The organism is Roseomonas sp. CCTCC AB2023176 (assembly GCF_042259275.1).
Classification (GTDB): Bacteria; Pseudomonadota; Alphaproteobacteria; order Acetobacterales; family Acetobacteraceae; genus Roseomonas.
Map to the genome: position 1 here is coordinate 1,282,800 of NZ_CP170086.1, position 16,394 is coordinate 1,299,193.

17 protein-coding genes and 1 pseudogene are annotated in these 16,394 nt (G+C 71.4%); 11 read left to right on the forward strand and 7 right to left on the reverse strand.

Going from position 1 to position 16,394, the window contains the following annotated elements; translation table 11 throughout:
* The first annotated feature begins 5 nt into the window (after positions 1-5).
* The 7 genes and pseudogenes from ACE7GA_RS06400 (at position 6) to ACE7GA_RS06430 (ending at position 6,703) form a co-directional block, all read left to right on the forward strand.
* Positions 6-1,019, forward strand: coding sequence for an ABC transporter permease (locus tag ACE7GA_RS06400; protein ID WP_376097264.1), 1,014 nt, complete (start codon positions 6-8; stop codon positions 1,017-1,019).
* Between the two features lie 104 nt (positions 1,020-1,123).
* A complete protein-coding gene (locus ACE7GA_RS06405; protein WP_376100129.1) occupies positions 1,124-2,047 on the forward strand; it encodes an ABC transporter permease in 924 nt (307 codons plus the stop codon).
* Positions 2,044-2,934, forward strand: coding sequence for an ABC transporter ATP-binding protein (locus ACE7GA_RS06410; protein WP_376097267.1), 891 nt, complete (start codon positions 2,044-2,046; stop codon positions 2,932-2,934). Before ACE7GA_RS06405 ends, ACE7GA_RS06410 begins: the two co-directional genes overlap by 4 nt.
* Before the next feature lie 19 nt (positions 2,935-2,953).
* Positions 2,954-3,695 (forward strand): annotated as a pseudogene (locus ACE7GA_RS06415) (ABC transporter ATP-binding protein).
* A 100-nt stretch (positions 3,696-3,795) separates the two neighbouring features.
* Entirely contained in the window at positions 3,796-4,845 is a 1,050-nt protein-coding gene (gene dctP, locus ACE7GA_RS06420; RefSeq protein WP_376097270.1) for a TRAP transporter substrate-binding protein DctP, read from the forward strand.
* 44 nt (positions 4,846-4,889) lie between these two features.
* A complete protein-coding gene (locus tag ACE7GA_RS06425; protein WP_376097273.1) occupies positions 4,890-5,411 on the forward strand; it encodes a TRAP transporter small permease in 522 nt (173 codons plus the stop codon).
* Positions 5,408-6,703: a TRAP transporter large permease gene (locus ACE7GA_RS06430; protein ID WP_376097276.1), complete on the forward strand. Its 1,296-nt coding sequence runs from the start codon at positions 5,408-5,410 to the stop codon at positions 6,701-6,703. Before ACE7GA_RS06425 ends, ACE7GA_RS06430 begins: the two co-directional genes overlap by 4 nt.
* Before the next feature lie 237 nt (positions 6,704-6,940).
* Here the strand turns inward: ACE7GA_RS06430 and ACE7GA_RS06435 are convergent, their stop codons facing one another.
* The 3 genes from ACE7GA_RS06435 to ACE7GA_RS06445 form a co-directional block, all read right to left on the reverse strand.
* Positions 6,941-7,933 (reverse strand): tripartite tricarboxylate transporter substrate-binding protein, encoded by a 993-nt coding sequence (locus ACE7GA_RS06435; RefSeq protein ID WP_376097279.1) that lies wholly within the window; start codon positions 7,931-7,933, stop codon positions 6,941-6,943.
* A 193-nt stretch (positions 7,934-8,126) separates the two neighbouring features.
* A complete protein-coding gene (locus ACE7GA_RS06440; protein WP_376097282.1) occupies positions 8,127-9,104 on the reverse strand; it encodes a Bug family tripartite tricarboxylate transporter substrate binding protein in 978 nt (325 codons plus the stop codon).
* Positions 9,105-9,178: 74 nt separating this feature from the next.
* Positions 9,179-10,303 (reverse strand): CaiB/BaiF CoA transferase family protein, encoded by a 1,125-nt coding sequence (locus ACE7GA_RS06445; protein WP_376097285.1) that lies wholly within the window; start codon positions 10,301-10,303, stop codon positions 9,179-9,181.
* 102 nt (positions 10,304-10,405) lie between these two features.
* On the opposite strand from ACE7GA_RS06445, the gene ACE7GA_RS06450 reads away from it, so the two are divergent.
* Genes ACE7GA_RS06450 through ACE7GA_RS06460 form a run of 3 tightly spaced genes read left to right on the forward strand, consistent with a single transcriptional unit; the run spans position 10,406 to position 12,130 of the window.
* Entirely contained in the window at positions 10,406-11,215 is an 810-nt protein-coding gene (locus ACE7GA_RS06450) for an SDR family NAD(P)-dependent oxidoreductase (RefSeq protein ID WP_376097287.1), read from the forward strand.
* Positions 11,212-11,676 carry a DUF427 domain-containing protein gene (locus ACE7GA_RS06455; RefSeq protein WP_376097290.1) on the forward strand — a complete coding sequence of 155 codons (465 nt, stop codon included), beginning with the start codon at positions 11,212-11,214 and terminating at the stop codon, positions 11,674-11,676. The genes ACE7GA_RS06450 and ACE7GA_RS06455 overlap by 4 nt, the downstream gene beginning before the upstream one ends.
* A 31-nt stretch (positions 11,677-11,707) precedes the next feature.
* The gene (locus ACE7GA_RS06460; RefSeq protein WP_376097293.1) at positions 11,708-12,130 is read left to right on the forward strand and encodes a GNAT family N-acetyltransferase; all 423 of its coding nucleotides are present in this window, start codon (positions 11,708-11,710) and stop codon (positions 12,128-12,130) included.
* 112 nt (positions 12,131-12,242) lie between these two features.
* Here ACE7GA_RS06460 and ACE7GA_RS06465 read toward each other — a convergent pair whose 3' ends face one another.
* The 4 genes from ACE7GA_RS06465 to ACE7GA_RS06480 form a co-directional block, all read right to left on the reverse strand.
* Positions 12,243-12,710: a BLUF domain-containing protein gene (locus ACE7GA_RS06465; protein ID WP_376097296.1), complete on the reverse strand. Its 468-nt coding sequence runs from the start codon at positions 12,708-12,710 to the stop codon at positions 12,243-12,245.
* Positions 12,711-12,776: 66 nt separating this feature from the next.
* Positions 12,777-13,943, reverse strand: a complete 1,167-nt coding sequence (locus tag ACE7GA_RS06470; RefSeq protein WP_376097299.1) for an acyl-CoA dehydrogenase family protein — start codon at positions 13,941-13,943, stop codon at positions 12,777-12,779.
* Positions 13,944-13,978: 35 nt separating this feature from the next.
* Positions 13,979-14,161, reverse strand: coding sequence for a DUF2783 domain-containing protein (locus ACE7GA_RS06475; protein ID WP_376097302.1), 183 nt, complete (start codon positions 14,159-14,161; stop codon positions 13,979-13,981).
* Positions 14,158-15,792, reverse strand: coding sequence for an FAD-dependent oxidoreductase (locus ACE7GA_RS06480; protein WP_376097305.1), 1,635 nt, complete (start codon positions 15,790-15,792; stop codon positions 14,158-14,160). The genes ACE7GA_RS06475 and ACE7GA_RS06480 overlap by 4 nt, the downstream gene beginning before the upstream one ends.
* Positions 15,793-15,940: 148 nt before the next feature.
* On the opposite strand from ACE7GA_RS06480, the gene ACE7GA_RS06485 reads away from it, so the two are divergent.
* Positions 15,941-16,390, forward strand: a complete 450-nt coding sequence (locus ACE7GA_RS06485) for an SgcJ/EcaC family oxidoreductase (RefSeq protein ID WP_376097308.1) — start codon at positions 15,941-15,943, stop codon at positions 16,388-16,390.
* The last annotated feature ends 4 nt before the right edge of the window (positions 16,391-16,394 follow it).

Genomic DNA, 16,394 nt, shown 5'->3' on the forward strand with positions numbered 1-16,394 from the left:
GCTTCTTGCACAACCGCCTGAAGGCGCTGGCGGCCACCGCCGCCAGCGTCCCCATCACCCTCTTCGGGCTGCTGATCGTCACCTTCCTCATCGGGCGGGTGGTGCCGATCGACCCGGTGCTGGCGATCGTCGGCGACCGCGCGCCGCAGGACGTGGTGGAGCGGGCGCGGCTGGAACTCGGCCTGGACCGGCCGCTGATCGAGCAGTTCTGGCGCTACCTCACCCAGACGCTGTCCGGCGATTTCGGCCGTTCCGTCATGACGTCCAACACGGTCGGGCAGGACATCCTGCGCTTCTTCCCCGCGACCTTCGAACTGGCGACCTACGCCATCATCATCTCCGCGGTGCTGGGCATCGCGCTCGGCGTGCTGGCCGCGGTGCGCCAGGGAACCTGGGTGGATCAGGCGGTCCGCGTCTTTTGCCTCGCCGGGCACTCGCTGCCGGTCTTCGTGCTCGCGCTGGTGTCGCTGCTGATCTTCTACGCCTGGCTCGGGTGGCTGCCTGGGCCGGGGCGGCAGGGGATCGTGTACCAGGACATGGTGGATGTCCGGACCGGCGTGCTGACCGTGGACGCTCTCCTGGCCGGCGACATCGGCGCCTTCTGGAACGCGGTCGCGCACCTGGCTCAACCGGCGGGCGTGCTGGCCTTCTTCTCCCTCGCCTACATCGCCCGCATGACGCGGGCCTTCATGCTGGCGGAACTGCGCAGCGAATACGTCACCACGGCGCGGGCCAAGGGCCTGTCCACCGCCCGCATCGTCTGGCGCCATGCCTTCCGCAACACGCTCGTACCGCTCGTGACCGTGCTGTTCCTGACCTATGCCGGCCTGCTGGAGGGCGCGGTGCTGACGGAGACGATCTTCTCCTGGCCCGGCCTCGGCCAGTATCTCACCGTGTCCCTGCTGAATGCCGACATGAACGCGGTGCTCGGCGCGACGCTGGTTGTCGGGCTGATCTACGTGGTTCTCAACCTGCTGGCCGACCTGCTCTACCGCCTCATGGACCCGCGGACGAAATGAGCGGCGTGCAGGCCGAACCCGGCGCCTCCCACGGCGGCGTCATCGCCGACGCGGCAACCGCAACGGCCGCGCTGGAACCCGTCGCGCTGAACCCTGCGCCCGGTATGCCGCCGGTGCCCGAGGCCGGGGCCGCCCGCTTCACCCGCGCCTGGCTGCTGACGGACGCCCCGGCCTCGCGGTCCCAGGCCGCCTGGGGGCGCCGCTATCAGGCATGGCTTGCCTTCCGGCGGAACCCGCTGGCCATGGTCGGGCTGATCGTCGTGCTGACGATGCTGGTGCTGACCCTCGCCGCGCCGCTGCTGGCGACGCACGACCCCGGCTTCCAGGACCTGACGCGCCGCCTCGCGCCGCCGGGCGGCGGGCACCTCCTCGGCACGGATGAGCTGGGGCGTGACGTCTGGTCGCGCCTGCTCTACGGCGGCCGGATCACGCTGGGGATGGTCATCGCCGTCGTCCTGCTGGTCGCGCCGGTCGGGCTGATCGTCGGCTGCGTCGCGGGCTATGCCGGCGGCTGGGCGGACCGGCTGCTGATGCGCGTCACCGACGTCTTCCTCGCCTTCCCCCGCCTGATCCTCGCGCTCGCCTTCGTCGCCGCCATGAAGCCGGGGGTCGAGAGCGCGGTCATCGCCATCGCCCTTACCGCCTGGCCGCCCTACGCCCGGCTGGCGCGCGCCGAGACGCTGACCGTCCGCCGTACCGATTACGTGGCGGCCGCGCGGATGACCGGTGCCTCCGGCCCGCGCATCGTGCTGCGCCACGTGCTGCCGATGTGCCTGCCCTCCCTCGTCGTGCGGGTCACGCTGGACATGTCCTCCATCATCCTGACGGCGGCCGGCTTGGGCTTCCTCGGCCTCGGCGCACAGCCGCCGCTGCCGGAATGGGGCACGATGATCGCGACGGCCCGGCGCTTCATCCTGGAGCAGTGGTGGGTTGCCCTCATGCCGGGCATCGCGATCTTCACGGCGTCGCTCGCCTTCAACCTGCTGGGCGATGGGCTGCGCGACGTGCTGGACCCGAAGCAGCGGTGAGCGACGAACCATCCCTGCTGTTGGGCCCGCAGCCCGGCGTCGCGGGCCAGCGGCCGTTGGTCGAGGTCCGCAACCTCCGCGTGGACTTCCCCTCCGCAACCGGCGTCACCCACGCCGTGCGCGGCGTCACCTTCACCCTGGCGCGGGAGAAGCTCGGCATCGTCGGGGAGAGCGGGTCGGGGAAGTCCGTCACGGGCCGCGCCTTGATGCGCCTGCTGCCGCCCTCCGCCGTCGTCCAGGCCGAGGCGCTGCGCTTCGACAGGACAGACATCCTGACCGCGTCGGAACGGAAGATGCGGGCCCTGCGGGGCGGCCGGATCGGGCTGATCCTGCAGGACCCGAAATACTCCCTGAACCCCGTCATGACCGCCGGCGACCAGATTTCGGAGGCCCTGCGCGCCCACACCCGCCTCGGCCGGCGCGAGGCGCGGGACAAGGCGCTCTCGCTGCTCGAGGACGTGCAGATCCGCGATCCCCGCCGCGTGCTGGACGCCTACCCGCACGAACTCTCCGGCGGCATGGGCCAGCGCGTGATGATCGCGATGATGCTGGCGCCCGAGCCAGACCTGCTGATCGCCGACGAACCGACCTCCGCCCTCGATGCCACGGTGCAGGCGGAGATCCTGCGGCTGATCGAGGCGCTGGTGGACCGGCGGGGGATGGCGCTGATGCTCATCTCCCACGACCTGCCGCTGGTGTCCCGCTTCTGCGACCGCGTCGCCGTGATGTATGCGGGCCAGGTGATGGAGGAACTGCCGGCGCGCGACCTGCGCCGCGCCACCCACGGCTACACGCGCGGCCTGCTGGAATGCCTGCCCAGCCTGACACGGAAGCAGGTGAAGCTGCCGACGCTGCGCCGCGACGCCGAATGGTTGTCGCCGCGATGACCACGCCGGCGACCTACCGATGATCGAGGTCGAGAACCTCGACGTCCGCTTCGGCAACACGCACGCCGTGCGGGGCGTGACCTTCCGTGTCGCAGAAGGCGGGACCTACGGCCTCGTCGGTGAATCCGGCAGCGGCAAGTCCACCGTGCTGCGCGCCATCGCCGGGCTGGTGACGGACTGGACGGGCCGCCTGGCGGTGGACAACCGCCCGCTCGGCCCGCGCCGGGATCGAGCTTTCTTCCGCACCGTGCAGATGGTGTTCCAGGATCCCTACGGCTCGCTGCACCCGCGGCAGACCGTGGACCGCATCCTGTCGGAACCGCTCGCCGTCCACGGCGTGCCGGACGCGGACCGGCGGATCGTCCGCGCGCTGGAGGAAGTGGCGCTGCCCCGCGCCGCCCGCTTCCGCTACCCGCACCAGCTCTCCGGTGGCCAGCGCCAGCGCGTCGCCATCGCCCGCCCGCGCGCTCATCGCCGATCCCCGCGTGCTGCTGCTGGACGAACCGACCTCGGCCCTCGACGTCTCCGTGCAGGCGGAGGTGCTGAACCTCCTCTCCGACCTCCGGGCCGCGCGGGGGCTGACCTGCATCCTCGTCTCCCACAACCTCGCGGTCGTCGCGCATCTCTGCGGCCGGCTCGCGGTCATGCAGGGCGGCCGGATCGTGGAGGAGCTGGACGAGGCCGCGCTGCGGGAGGACCGCGCGGTCCATCCCCATACGAAGGAGCTGATCCGGCTCTCGCAGGACCTGGAGGCGGCGTAGCCCGCGCCGATCGCTTCGCCCTTGCCCCGCCGCGCGCAGGGCCGCACTCTCCGGCCAACACGAAGGCGCGACGCGCCCATCCCACCGGAGGGAAACACCGATGAACCGCCGCTCGCTCCTCGCGGGGGCCGCGACCCTCGCCGCCTCCCCCCTCGCCGCACCGTCGCTTCGGGCCCAAGGTCAGGGCGGGGGCCGGTACAAGCCGGAATACAAGATCAGCGTCGTCGGCAACCGGCCCATCGCGTTGTCCGAAGCCGCCTTCGCCTGGGCGGACCTCGTGAACCAGCGCTCGGAAGGACGGCTGAACTTCAAGGTCTATCCCGGCTCCTCCCTCGTCGGCGGCGACCAGACGCGGGAACTGCTGGCGATCCGCCAGGGCGTGATCGACGGCGCGGTCTTCTCGACCATCAACATCTCCCCGCAGGTGCGGGAGATGAACATCTTCTCCCTGCCCTTCCTCATGCCGAACCACGCGGCCTTCGACGCGCTGGTGGGCGGGGAAGTCGGGGCGGACCTGTTCCGAGTACTCGGCCAGCGGGACGTCGAGCCGCTGGCCTGGGGCGAGAACGGCTTCCGGGAGATCTCCAACTCCAAGCGCCCCATCCGCACGCCGGCCGACCTCCGCGGCCTCAAGATCCGCTTCGCCGCCGGCGCCATCTTCTCGGAGATCTACACGGGCCTCGGCGCCAACCCCGTGCAGATGTCCTTCGCGGACCTCCAGCCCGCGCTCTCCACCGGCGCGGTGGACGGGCAGGAGAACCCGATCAACCTCTTCCTCGGCTTCCGCATGGACAGCCTGGCGCAGAAGCACCTGACGATCTGGAACTACTGCGCCGATGCGGGGATCGTGACGATCGGCCGGCAGGTCATGTCCACCTTCGAGCCGCGGGACCGCGAGATCGTCGTCGAAAGCGCGCGGGAAGCCGCGCGGGCCGGGATCGCCGCGGCACGCAAGGGCCTGGGCGTGGTGGACGCCGACCGCTCCTCGCTCGAGGAACTGGGGCGCCGCGGCGTGGAGGTCGTTGACCTCTCACCGGCCGAGAAGCGCGCCTTCGCGCAGGCCACGCGCCCCGTCTTCGACAAGTGGGCGGGCACCGTCGGCGCCGAGCTCGTCCGCAAGGCCGAGAGCGCGATCTCCCGCACCGCCTGACACATCAGGGGACGGGCCGGACCCGCCCCCACCCGGACCGACGCATGACCGAGCACGCCGACATCCAGTCCCCCGGCCTGAAGCTGGGGGAAGCGCCGCCGCGCATCCCCGTGACGATCGAGGGCGCGCTGGCCGCGCTCGCCATGGGCGTGCTGGCGGTGATCACCTTCGCCAACGTCGTCGTCCGCTACTTCACCGACGTGTCCTTCGCCTTCACCGAGGAATATTCGGTCGCGATCATGGTCGTGATGACCTTCCTCGGCACGGCCGCGGCCTTCGGCGCGGACCGGCACATCCGCATGACCTTCTTCACGGAACGCCTGCCGGTCCGGACGGCGCGGGCGATCGAGGTCTTCCTCATCCTCGTCACCGTCGCGCTCTTCGGCGGGCTCGCCGTGCTCGGCGCGATGTACACCTGGGACGAATACCGCTTCGAGGTCCTCTCCTCCGGCCTCGGCGTCCCGAACTGGTTCTACACGGTCTGGATGCCCGTCCTCTCGGTGGTCGCCTGCCTGCGGCTGCTCGGGCGGCTGGTGCGGGTGCTGCGCGCGGGACGCCCCGCATGATCGCCGAAGGCTCGATCCTCCTCCTCGGCTCCTTCTTCGGGCTGCTCTTCCTCGGCGCGCCGATCGGGGTGGCCCTCGGCGTTGCCGGCATCGTCGTCATCGGGATCGAGGGGCTGGGCGTCATGGCCCTTCCCACGAACGTCTGGACGGGCATCGCGAAGTACCCGCTGCTGGCCCTGCCGATGTTCGTCCTCGCGGGGATGGTCTTCGAACGCTCGGGCGTCGCGCAGCGGCTCGTGGACTTCGCCTCCGCCCTCGTCGGGCCGCGCCGCGGTGGGCTTGCGATCGTCGCCGTGCTCGTCTGCATGGTGCTCGGCGGGATCAGCGGCTCCGGCGCGGCGGACGCGGCCGCCGTCTCGGCGGTGATGCTGCCGGCCATGTTGCGGCAGGGCTATCCCCGGCCCTACGTCGCCTCCCTCGTCGCCTCGGCGGGGTCCACGGCGGTGCTCATCCCGCCCTCCATCCCCTTCATCGTCTATTCCGTGCTCGTCCCCGGCGTCTCGGTGCCCGCGCTGTTCATCGGCGGACTGATCCCCGGCCTCCTCGCGGGCATCTCGCTCCTGCTGCCCGCCATCTGGCTCGCCCGCCGCGGCGACTTCGGCCTGCCCGCCCCCGGCGAGAAGCGAATCCCGCTCTGGCAGGCCTTCAAGGGCGCGGTCTGGGGCCTCGCGGCGCCGGTCGTCATCCTCGGCGGCCTCCGCACCGGCGCCTTCACCCCGACCGAAGCGGCGGTCGTCGCCGTCTTCTACGGCCTCTTCGTCGGGTTCTTCGTCTATCGGTCGCTACGGCTGATCGACGTCTACGCCCTGCTGCGCGACAGCGCGGAGATCTCGGCCGTCGTCCTCATCATCGTGGCGCTGGCCACGATCTTCGCCCATGCCGGCAGCACGCTCGGCGCCTTCGACGCGCTGGCGAACTCGCTCATCGGCCTGACGCGCGACCCCACGGTCATGCTGCTCATCATCACCGTCATCGTGCTGATCGCGGGGATGCTGATCGACGCGATCTCAATCTTCCTCGTCTTCCTGCCCGTGCTGCTGCCGATCGCCGCGACCTTCGGCTGGGACCTGACCTGGTTCGGCATCATCCTGACGATGAACGTCGCGATCGGCGCCTTCACGCCGCCGATGGCCGTGAACCTCATGGTCACCTGCCGGGTCGCCAACTGTTCGATGGAATCGACCGTTCCCTGGGTCATCTGGTTCGTGGCCGCGATGACAGGTGCGATGCTGCTGGTGACCTTCGTGCCGGAGATCGCGCTGTTCCTGCCGCGGCTGACGGGGGCGCTGTAGGGCGCGCGTGGCGCGCGTGGCTGCCTAGGAGGGCTTTGGCCTCTCCGGACCCCGCCCACCAAGGGCGAACGCGCCCCTGGACCGCGACCCCTTGGGATGTTTCGGGCTCGGACATCCGAGCGGATCGCGGTGTCCGGGGGTTGCCTTCAGCCCCCGTCAATGCGCGAACGCTCGCGTGCGCGCGGGGATCCGGGCGGCACAGCGTCCCGGAGACACGGGTGCAACACCGGCCCGCCCTTACTCCTCCGCGTTGAAGCCGGAAGCCTGCACCACCGGCGCCCAGGCTTCGCGCTCCGCCCGGATCTGTGCCGCGAACTCTGCCGGCGCCCGCGTGAAGACACGGAACTGCTGGCGCCCCAACGCCTCCCGCAGCTCCGGCGTCGCGGTCGCCGCGGCGATCGCCATGTGCAGTCCCTCGACCACCGGTGCTGGCGCGCGCGCCGGCAGCAGCACGCCGAACCACTCCTCGCCCGTCATGTCGGGGTGGCCGAGTTCGGCGAAGCTCGGCACATCGGGCAGCGCGGGCAGCCGCGCCTCCGCGGTCACGCCGAGGATCCGCGCCTGCCCCGCCCGGTGCAGCTCCGCCACGTCTCCCACCTGCAGCGCCATCGCGGGCACCTGCCCCGCGAGCAGGTCCTGAAGCAGCGGCGCCGTGCCGCGGTAGGGGACGTGCGTCAGCTCGATCCCGAGCGCGCGGGCCAGCTTCACCCCGACGAAGTGCGGCCCGGCCCCCGCCGCGGGCGAGCCGAAGGGCGCGGGATCCCGCTGCGCCTTCGCCCAGGCCGCGAAGGCCGCGAGGTCTCGTGCCGGGTGGTCGGACCGCACCGCGAAGGCATAGGGGGAGGCGCAGACCGGGCTGACCGGCGCGAAATCTGCCAGCGCGTCGTAGCGCGTCGTGCGCGGGTAGACGTGCGGGAAGATTGTCATCACGGTGGCCGGCGTGAACAGCAACGTCGTGCCGTCCGGCGCCGCCGCCTTCACTGCCTCGACGCCGAGGCGCCCCGCGGCGCCTGGCCGGTTCTCCACGACGACCGTCGGCGCGTAGGTGCCCCGAAGCCGCTCCGCGACGAGCCGCGCGACCGTGTCGGTCGGCCCGCCCGGCGGGTAGCCCACGACCACCCGCGCCGTCCGTTCCACGACGGAACGGGGCTGCGCCCGCGCCCGCCCTGTTCCGAACACGAGGGAGGAGGGGGCGAGCAGCGCAATGCGGCGCGGCAGGGGGATGCGCATGGGGGAACGGCTCCTCGGCTTCGGTCGCGTGGATGGGATCGAACGGCTGTCGCCTCGGCATCTTGGACCGGCCCGCGCGCCCCGCAACGTTCCGGCCCCGCAGCAGCCGTAACCGGACCGTCGGCATGATGGCGCGCCGACGCCGAACCCCGCTGCATCGCGCCGGCGCGCGGCCCCGCTTCAGCCCAGCACGTCAGCTCACCACGATCGAGAACTGCCGCGCCACCGCCGTCCAGTCCGCGATCTCCTGCCGCATGATCGCAACGAACGCTTCCCCCGTCGGCGGCGGGTTGCGCGGCATGGTCTGCAAGTCCGTGAAGCGCGCCGCCAGTTCCGGCCGCGCCAGGATCGGCGGCACGATGGCCGTCAGCCGCTCCACGATCGGCTGCGGGAGCCCCTTCGGCGCGGAGAGGCCGAGCCACTGGGACGACGTCAGCTTCGGGAAACCCAGCTCCGCGAAGGTCGGTACGTTGGGGAACATCGCGAGCCGCTGCGGGGAGGACACGGCCAGCGCGCGCAGGGACCCGTCGCGCATCTGCTGCGTGTTCGTCGTGATCGGGTCCACCATGCATTCGATGTTCCCGGCCATCACGTCCTGCATCGCCGGCGCCGATCCGGCATAGGGCACGTGGTCGAGGTTCGGCGCCCGTGCCTCGGCCGACAGCATCGCGCCGAGCAGATGCGGCGCCGAGCCGATGCCCGAGGACCCGAACCGCACGGGCCGCGTCCGCGCCGCGGAGACCAGGTCGTCGAGCGTCCGGAACGGCGAATTCGCGCGGACGAGGATGATGTTCGGCGCCTCGACCAGCTGCACCATGTGGGTGAAGTCGGTCACCGGGTCGAAGGGCAGGGACGGCCGCGTCGCCGCGCCGTAGACATGGACCGAGGCATGCGAGACGAGCAGCGTGTAGCCATCCGGCGCCGCCTTCGCGACGACGTCGGTGCCGATCACCCCGCCGGCGCCCGCACGGTTCTCGACCACCACGCTTTGCCCGAGCGCCTGCGCCATCTGAGGCACTAGCAGCCGGGCGACGGTGTCCACGAGCCCACCGGGCGGGAACTGGGCGACCAGCCGGATCGAGCGGTTCGGCCAGGGCGCCTGAGCCCGCACCACCGCGGGCGCGGCGATGCCGGCGGCGGCGAGGCCGAGAAGGTGGCGGCGGTTCAACATGGGGCGGCTCCCGGTCCGGATGGCAGATGCAGACGGCACATGGCGGTTCTGCAATCCGCGTGCCGCGGTGCCTCCTACGCTGCGAACTCGGCCCGGATGGCGTCGGTGTCCTGCCCCAGCCCCGGCACCGGCCCGAACGCCGGCTCCAGCCCCGCGACGCGCGCCGCCGGCGCGGCGATCGAGATCGGCCCGTTCGGCGTCGCGACCTCCATCCGCCGGAGCGCGGGGTGCCGGGCGAGCTCTTCGACCCCGTTGACGAAGCCATATGCCGTCCCTGCGGCAGTCAGGGCCGTCGCCGCGTCCGCCCGCGTCAAGCCGGCGAAGCGGGCAGCGACATGCGCGTCCACCGCGGCACGGTTCGCCACGCGTTCGTTGTTGCTGCGGTAGCCCTCGCGCGAGGGCAGGTCCGCCTCCCCCATGAACCGGGCACAGAAGGAAACCCATTCCCGCTCGTTCTGGATCGAGATCAGCACGAGCGACCCGTCCGAGGTCTCGAACGCGCCGTAGGGGCAGATGGAAGGATGCGCCAGCCCGACCCGCTTCGGCGCGCGGCCCGACCCCTCGAAGGTCAGAAGCGGCACGTTCATCCAGTCCGCCATCCCGTCGAAGAGGGAGACGGCGATGGCCCGCCCTTCCCCCGTCCGCCCTCGCTCGATCAACGCTTCCAGCACCGCCGCGTGCGCGGCCATGCCGCAGGCGATGTCGCAGACGGACACCCCGACGCGGCCGGGGCCGGCCGGGTGCCCGGTGATGGAGGCCAGCCCGCTCTCCGCCTGCACCAGCAGGTCGTAGGCCTTCATGCCCGCGTATTCGCCGGTCTCGCCATAGCCCGAGATGTCCACGGTGATCAGCCGGGGGTTCTGCATTCGCAGGTCGGCACTGCCGAACCCCGCGCGGGCCGCCGCCCCTGGCGCCAGGTTCTGCACGAAGACGTCGGCCTGCCCGATCATTCGATGCAGCAGCGCCCGGTCCATGTCGTCCTTAATGTCGAGGACGACGCTCTCCTTCCCCCGGTTCAGCCAGACGAAGTAGGAGGAAAGCCCGCGCGCGAAGCCGTCATAGCCCCGGGCGAAGTCGCCCTCCGCCCGCTCGACCTTGATCACGCGCGCGCCGGCATCGGCCAGTTTCACCGTGCAGGTCGGCGCGGCGACGGCCTGTTCCATCGCGACGACCAGCAGCCCCTCCAGCGCGCCCGGCATCCCGTTCCCCCTTCGTGATCGCGCCCTGTTTAGCGCGCAGCGGCCGGGCGGACAGGCCGGGCCGGTTGCGCCAGCCCCCTCGCGCCACAGATGCGGGAGATGATGTCCCCCGCCCGCACCTATGCCCGAGCGCTCGTGACGGGCGCCACCAGCGGCATCGGCGAATCCTTCGCCCGCGCCCTGAACCCCGGCACCGCCCTGCTGCTCACCGGTCGGGATGCGGGCAAGCTGGACCTGCTTCGACAGGACCTCACGGGCCAGGGTGGCTCCGCGCAGGTCATTCCCGCCGACCTGACGACGGAAGCGGGCCTCGACGCCCTCTCCGCCGCGGCCGGGACCTTCGCGCCCGACCTCATCATACTGAACGCGGGCACCGGCCCCTACGGCGACCTCCTGGCGCAGGACGAGCATGCGCTGCGCGAGACGCTGGCGCTGAACGCGCTTGCGCCGCTCGTCCTGCTCCGCCGCCTGCTGCCGGCGATGCTGGACCGCGCGCGGGCCAACGGGTCGCGCGCGGGGGCCATCGTCACCTCCTCCGACGTCGCCTTCTTCCCCGTGCCGCGTCTCGCGACCTACGCGGCGACGAAGGCCTTCGACCTCTCCCTCACCGAAGCCCTCGGCGCGGAACTGGCGTCCGAGCCGGTGGACATCCTCGCCCTCTGCCCCACCGCGACCCGCACGCGCTTCGCGAAGCGGTCGGGCTTCGGGCCAAACCTGCCAGGCGCGCAGCACCCATCCGACGTGGCCCAATCCGCCCTGCGCGCGCTCGGTCGCCAGCGCACCCTTACCCTCGGCCCGGTCAGCGGGTCCGTGCTGGCCGTCCCGGCCCTCGTCCGCTACGGCATCGCCGAGGCGATCGGCCGCTTCGTCCCGCGCCGCGGCCCCGCCCAGGAAACCACCGAGCACCTGTGACCGAAAACGTCCGCGACTACCCCCGTCCGCCACGCCTGGAACGCACGCCGAAGCGCATCCGGGTCGTCCTCGCCGGCACCACGATCGCCGACACGGTCGAGGCGTGGCGCGTGCTCGAGACCTTCCACCCCCCGACCTACTACCTGCCCGAAGCCTCCTTCGCGGCGGGAGCCCTGGTCCCCGCGACCGGCTCCTCCTTCTGCGAATGGAAGGGTCGCGCCCGGTACTTCGACGTGACCGCCAACGGCACGGTCGCCCGCCGTGTCGCCTGGTCCTACCCCGATCCGTCGCCCGCCTTCGCCGAGATCGCCGGCCACGTCGCCCTCTACGCCGGCCCGATGGATGCCTGCTGGGTCGGAGAGGACCGCGTGACCCCGCAGCCCGGCGGCTTCTACGGCGGCTGGATCACCCCGGACATCACCGGCCCCATCAAGGGCGCCCCGGGCACCGAGGGCTGGTGAGCGGCGGCCCATGTCCGGCGTAAGGGCCGGCGTGGACATCCGCGGAGCCCAACCCGCGGATGCCACGGAAATCGCCGCCCTGCTCTCCATCCTCGGAGAGCCCGTCACGCCGCGCGAGGCGACCCTGCGGCTGGAAGGCGTGGCGGGTGGTCCCGCCGCCGCCCTGGTCGCGACGAACTGGGCAGGTACCGTCATCGGCTTCGTTGCCCTGTCCTGGGGACCATCGCCCCTGTTCGGCCGCCCGGTCGCGCGCCTGACCGCGCTGGTCGTGGAGGAAGCGGAACGGGGCGCGGGGATCGGCCGCCTGCTGGTGAAGGCCGCGTCGCAGGCGGCGCGCCAGGCCGGCTGCGACGCCATGGAGGCCACGGCAGCCGATCCCCGTTTCCTCGAGGCGATCGGCTTCGCCCGCAGCGGGGAGGCCATGACGCGCCCGCTGCGCAAGCGACAGGCGTGAGCTGTCGACACTCGTTCCTGAGGAAAGCGACGCCGCGCACGGATCCGCGACAACGCCTGTCGGCACGATGGGGCAGGCAATCCCGCCCTTTGCCGATCCCGCCCGGCCGGCGCTACTGCGCGTGCACGAGGTAATCGAGCACCGCCGACGCTGCGCGCCCGGCCGCGCCCGGCGGGCGTGGCACCGTCGTCGGCAGGTCCAGCGCGCGGATGACCGCTTCCTGGTCGGGGCCGACCGGAACACAGGCCATGTCCCACTCCGCGAAGGCGCGTTCGGGGACGAACCCTTGTTCGATGATCATGATCTGTCCGTGGCGGTCATCCCACCTGATACGCTCGAACAGCGCCTCGACCTTCTCGCGCGGGCCCTCCAGAACCTGCGCGATGACGGACCCGCTCAGCACCAACGCTCCGGTTATTCCGTCCCGCACGTTGTTCCGGCGCGACTGAATGAGCAGTCCGGCCAGGAGCAGAGGCTCCTCCGGATCGCCACGCATCCGGTTCGTACTGAGATAGGCGAGTTGGTAGATCCTCTCGGCAGCGGCCTCGCCGTCGGGGGTGATCTCTCCGGATACACTCATCGGCACGCCTCCCCCAGGCAGGGCCGGACCGTCGCGCCGCACGATCCACCGAGTCAACCGCGCCCGTCAGTAGGATCGCGGCATGCCCAGCACGTGCTCCCCGATGTAGGACAGCACGAGGTTGGTCGAGATGGGCGCCACCTGGTACAGCCGCGTCTCCCGGAACTTCCGCTCGATGTCGTATTCCTCGGCGAAGCCGAAGCCGCCATGGGTCTGTACGCAGGCCTCCGCGGCGGCCCAGGACGCGTCGGCCGCGAGCATCTTGCCGATGTTCGCCTCTTCCCCCGGAACCTCGCCGGCGTCGAAGCGCGCGAGGCCGCGCTGCACGATCGCCTCCGCCGCACGCATCTGCGCGTAGGCCTTGGCGATCGGGAACTGCACGCCCTGGTTCTGCCCGATCGGCCGGCCGAAGACGACCCGTTCCTTCGCGTAGTCCACGGCCTTCCGGATGAACCACTTGGCGTCCCCGATGCATTCGGAGGCGATGAGCAGCCGCTCCGCGTTCATCCCGTCCAGCACGTAGCGGAAGCCACGCCCTTCCTGGCCCACCAGGTTGTCGGCGGGCACGCGCATGTTGTCGAAGAAGACCTCGCAGGAATTGTGGTTCATCATCGTGCGGATCGGGCGGATGGTAAGGCCGTTGCCCAGCGCCGCCCGCATGTCCACGACGAGCGTGGAGAGACCATCGGTCTTCTTCGCCACCTGGTCCCGCGGCGTCGTGCGCGCCAGCAGCAGCATGAGGTCCGAATGCTCGGCGCGGGAGGTCCAGATCTTCTGGCCGTTGACGACGTAGTGGTCGACTTCCCGCCGGGCCGTCGTGCGCAGCGCCGTCGTGTCGGTGCCGGATGTCGGCTCCGTCACGCCGAAGGCCTGCAGCCGCAATTCGCCGTTCGCGATCCCGGGCAACCAGCGCCTCTTCTGCTCCGGGCTGCCATGCCGGAGGATCGTCCCCATGATGTACATCTGCGCGTGCACCGCGCCGGCATTGCAGCCCTGGAGGTGGATCTCCTCCAGGATCGCCGCGGCGGCCGAGAGCGTCAGCCCAGCCCCCCCGTGCTCCTCCGGGATCAGCGCGCCGAGCCAGCCGCCCTCCGTCAGCGCCTGCACGAATTCGGTCGGGTAGGCGCGTGCCTCGTCCAGCTTCCGCCAGTATTCTCCCGGGAACCGGGCGCAAAGCTTCGCCACCTCCGCACGAATCTCGGCATGGGGCTGGGTGAGGGAGACGTGGTCCATGGCGTCCCACCCCTACACCCGCGGCCGCCGCGGCGTCAGCCGGCCTTCGCGGCCTGGATCGCCTGCATCAGCACGGCCTGGTCCCCAACCTGGTTCGCCAGGATCAGCGCCAGGCGCAGGGCGAAGCGCAGGCTTTCCGCCTCGCTCAAGCCCTCGTTCGCTTCGAGGATCGCCGCGTACGTCGCGTCGGGGTCGGGGATGTTCGGGTCGGTCCTCACGCGGCCTCCGCCATGACGTCCTCGCCGAAGGCGCGCGCGACGGCGGCACGGACCGCCCCGGCATCGGGCCGACGCAGCCGCGCCGCGACGTGCTGGTCCGGGCGGATGACCAGCACCTCCCCCTCCCCGACCAGCTGTTCCAGCGCCGGCCCCGCGATCCGCGGCAGGCCCGAAACCGGGTCCACCGACACAACCCGCACCCGGGGCGAGACGCCGCCAGGCATCACGGCCCCGGGCCCCCCAATGACCAGTCCCTTCGCGCCTGGGCCGCGCAGCAGGTCGCTCACGGCACCCTCCGTCCCGTCCGGCAGGGTGATCGCCGCGTTCGGAAAGGCCGAACCACTCCCTGAACTGGTCAGGGGGCTGTCCGCGTAGTCGTAGGCCACCGACATCCGGCCCATGTCCACGATCCGCCGCGCGAAATCGTGCCGGCGTGCCAGTCCCATCACGGCGTCGCGCAGCGCGTGCTCGAAAGGCGACCGCGGCGCGAGGAAGCGGATGCTCCGCGCGGTCGTCCTAATGTTATGCGCCGCCGCCGCGCGTCGCTCCGCATCATAGGTGTCGAGCAGTGATTCCGGCGCCGCCCCTTCCAGCACCGCCGCGAGCTTCCAGGACAGGTTCTCCGCATCCTGGATGCCGGAGTTGCCGCCGCGCGCGCCGAACGGGTTGAAGACATGCGCGGCGTCGCCGATGAAGAAGGTGCGACCCGCGCGGAAGCTGTCCAGAAGATGCGTGCGGTAGCCCCAGGGACCGACCCAGACGATCTCCACGCCCACGTCCTCGCCGAGATGCGCACGCAGGCGCCGCGCGATTCCCTCCTCCGACGTGATCTCCTCGACCGGCGTTTCGGGCCCCAACTGGTAGTCGATGCGCCAGACCCCGTCCGCCATCGGATGCTGCCAGACCGCCCGACCGTCGTTGAAGGCGGCGCGCGCCCAGGTCCAGCGCTCCCTCGGGAAGTCCTTGCTGAAACGCACGTCGAGGATGATCCAGCGATCCTCGTGGCGTGCGGATGCCGCGCGGACGCCCAGGGCATCCCGGATCGGGCTCGCGATCCCCGTCGCGTCCACCAGCCACGACGCCTCGGTGGCGTAGGATCCCTCCGGCGTCTCCACGGTCAACGACACATGGTCGGCGCGCGGCGTGACGCCGGTGACGCGATGCCGCCAGCGAACCTCCGCATTCGGCTGCTCCATCAGCCGCTCGGCCAGGAACCATTCGATGTAGAATTGCTGGCAGTTGATGAAGGGCGGCTGTTTCGACAGGCGCTCCTGCGCCAGGTCGAAGCGGTACACCTCCCCCGCCTCGTCCAGGACACGCCCGACGGACCAGGTGACCCCCTTGGCCCGCACGCGGTCGTACACCCCGAAGCGATCCATGATGTCGAGCGAACGTTCCGCGTAGCAGATACCCCGCGACGAGGCGCCGCGGACGCCGACCGTGTCGTCCTCGTCCAGCAGCACCACCGGCACGCCGCGCAGCGCCAGATCCGTCGCGCAGGTCAGGCCGGACAGCCCGCCACCGACGACGATGACGGGGTGCCGCGCCTTCGCGCCGTCCTGCTCCGGCGCGCGTTGCCAGGGGAAGACCGGCAGATCGTAGGCGGCGGCCTGGGTGACGCCATGGGACATGGGTACGGGATCTCCCTGAACGCGATCTAAGCCCTGCCCGCCAATCCCGCTAGTCCGTCTCATATGATACGATATGAAGCGTCCGGCCTGACCTTGACGCGCAGCCCCCGTATTCCCGATCGTTCCGTCTCTGCCAGGAGCCGCCCGCATGCTTCGCCTCGCCCTGCTGGTCCTCCTCCTCATCCCCGGCCTGGCCGGCGCGCAGGAACCGCCGACCACGCCGGCCCGCGTCCTGGAGGCGTGGGCGGCCGCCTACGCCACGAACGAAGGTCCGCGCGCCGCGGCGCTCTACGCCGAGGACGCACGGCTCTGGGGCAGCGTGAGCCGGGAGCAGACAGTGGGGCGGGACGCCATGGCGACCTATTTCGGGCGCGTCCGCCCTGGTGCGTCCGCCATCGCCGTGCGCTTCGGGGAGCATGCGGTCCGCGAGGTCAGCCCCGGCTTCGCCGTCGCATCGGGCCACTACACCTTCGTCCGCGTCCAGCCCGGTGGCGCCGAGCAGCTGGAGCCGTCGCGGTTCAGCATGGCCATGACGCGGCTCCCCGATGGCACGTGGCGCATCGTGGATCACCACTCCTCGCGGCTGCCGGGCGGCTGACCAC

Coding starts and splice junctions, on each gene's coding strand:
- ACE7GA_RS06405 (WP_376100129.1), top strand. CDS start 1,124: ATGCCGCCGGTGCCCGAGGCCGGGGCCGCCCGCTTCACCCGCGCCTGG.
- dctP (WP_376097270.1), top strand. CDS start 3,796: ATGAACCGCCGCTCGCTCCTCGCGGGGGCCGCGACCCTCGCCGCCTCC.
- ACE7GA_RS06425 (WP_376097273.1), top strand. CDS start 4,890: ATGACCGAGCACGCCGACATCCAGTCCCCCGGCCTGAAGCTGGGGGAA.
- ACE7GA_RS06430 (WP_376097276.1), top strand. CDS start 5,408: ATGATCGCCGAAGGCTCGATCCTCCTCCTCGGCTCCTTCTTCGGGCTG.
- ACE7GA_RS06435 (WP_376097279.1), bottom strand. CDS start 7,933: ATGCGCATCCCCCTGCCGCGCCGCATTGCGCTGCTCGCCCCCTCCTCC.
- ACE7GA_RS06440 (WP_376097282.1), bottom strand. CDS start 9,104: ATGTTGAACCGCCGCCACCTTCTCGGCCTCGCCGCCGCCGGCATCGCC.
- ACE7GA_RS06445 (WP_376097285.1), bottom strand. CDS start 10,303: ATGCCGGGCGCGCTGGAGGGGCTGCTGGTCGTCGCGATGGAACAGGCC.
- ACE7GA_RS06450 (WP_376097287.1), top strand. CDS start 10,406: ATGTCCCCCGCCCGCACCTATGCCCGAGCGCTCGTGACGGGCGCCACC.
- ACE7GA_RS06465 (WP_376097296.1), bottom strand. CDS start 12,710: ATGAGTGTATCCGGAGAGATCACCCCCGACGGCGAGGCCGCTGCCGAG.
- ACE7GA_RS06470 (WP_376097299.1), bottom strand. CDS start 13,943: ATGGACCACGTCTCCCTCACCCAGCCCCATGCCGAGATTCGTGCGGAG.
- ACE7GA_RS06480 (WP_376097305.1), bottom strand. CDS start 15,792: ATGTCCCATGGCGTCACCCAGGCCGCCGCCTACGATCTGCCGGTCTTC.
- ACE7GA_RS06485 (WP_376097308.1), top strand. CDS start 15,941: ATGCTTCGCCTCGCCCTGCTGGTCCTCCTCCTCATCCCCGGCCTGGCC.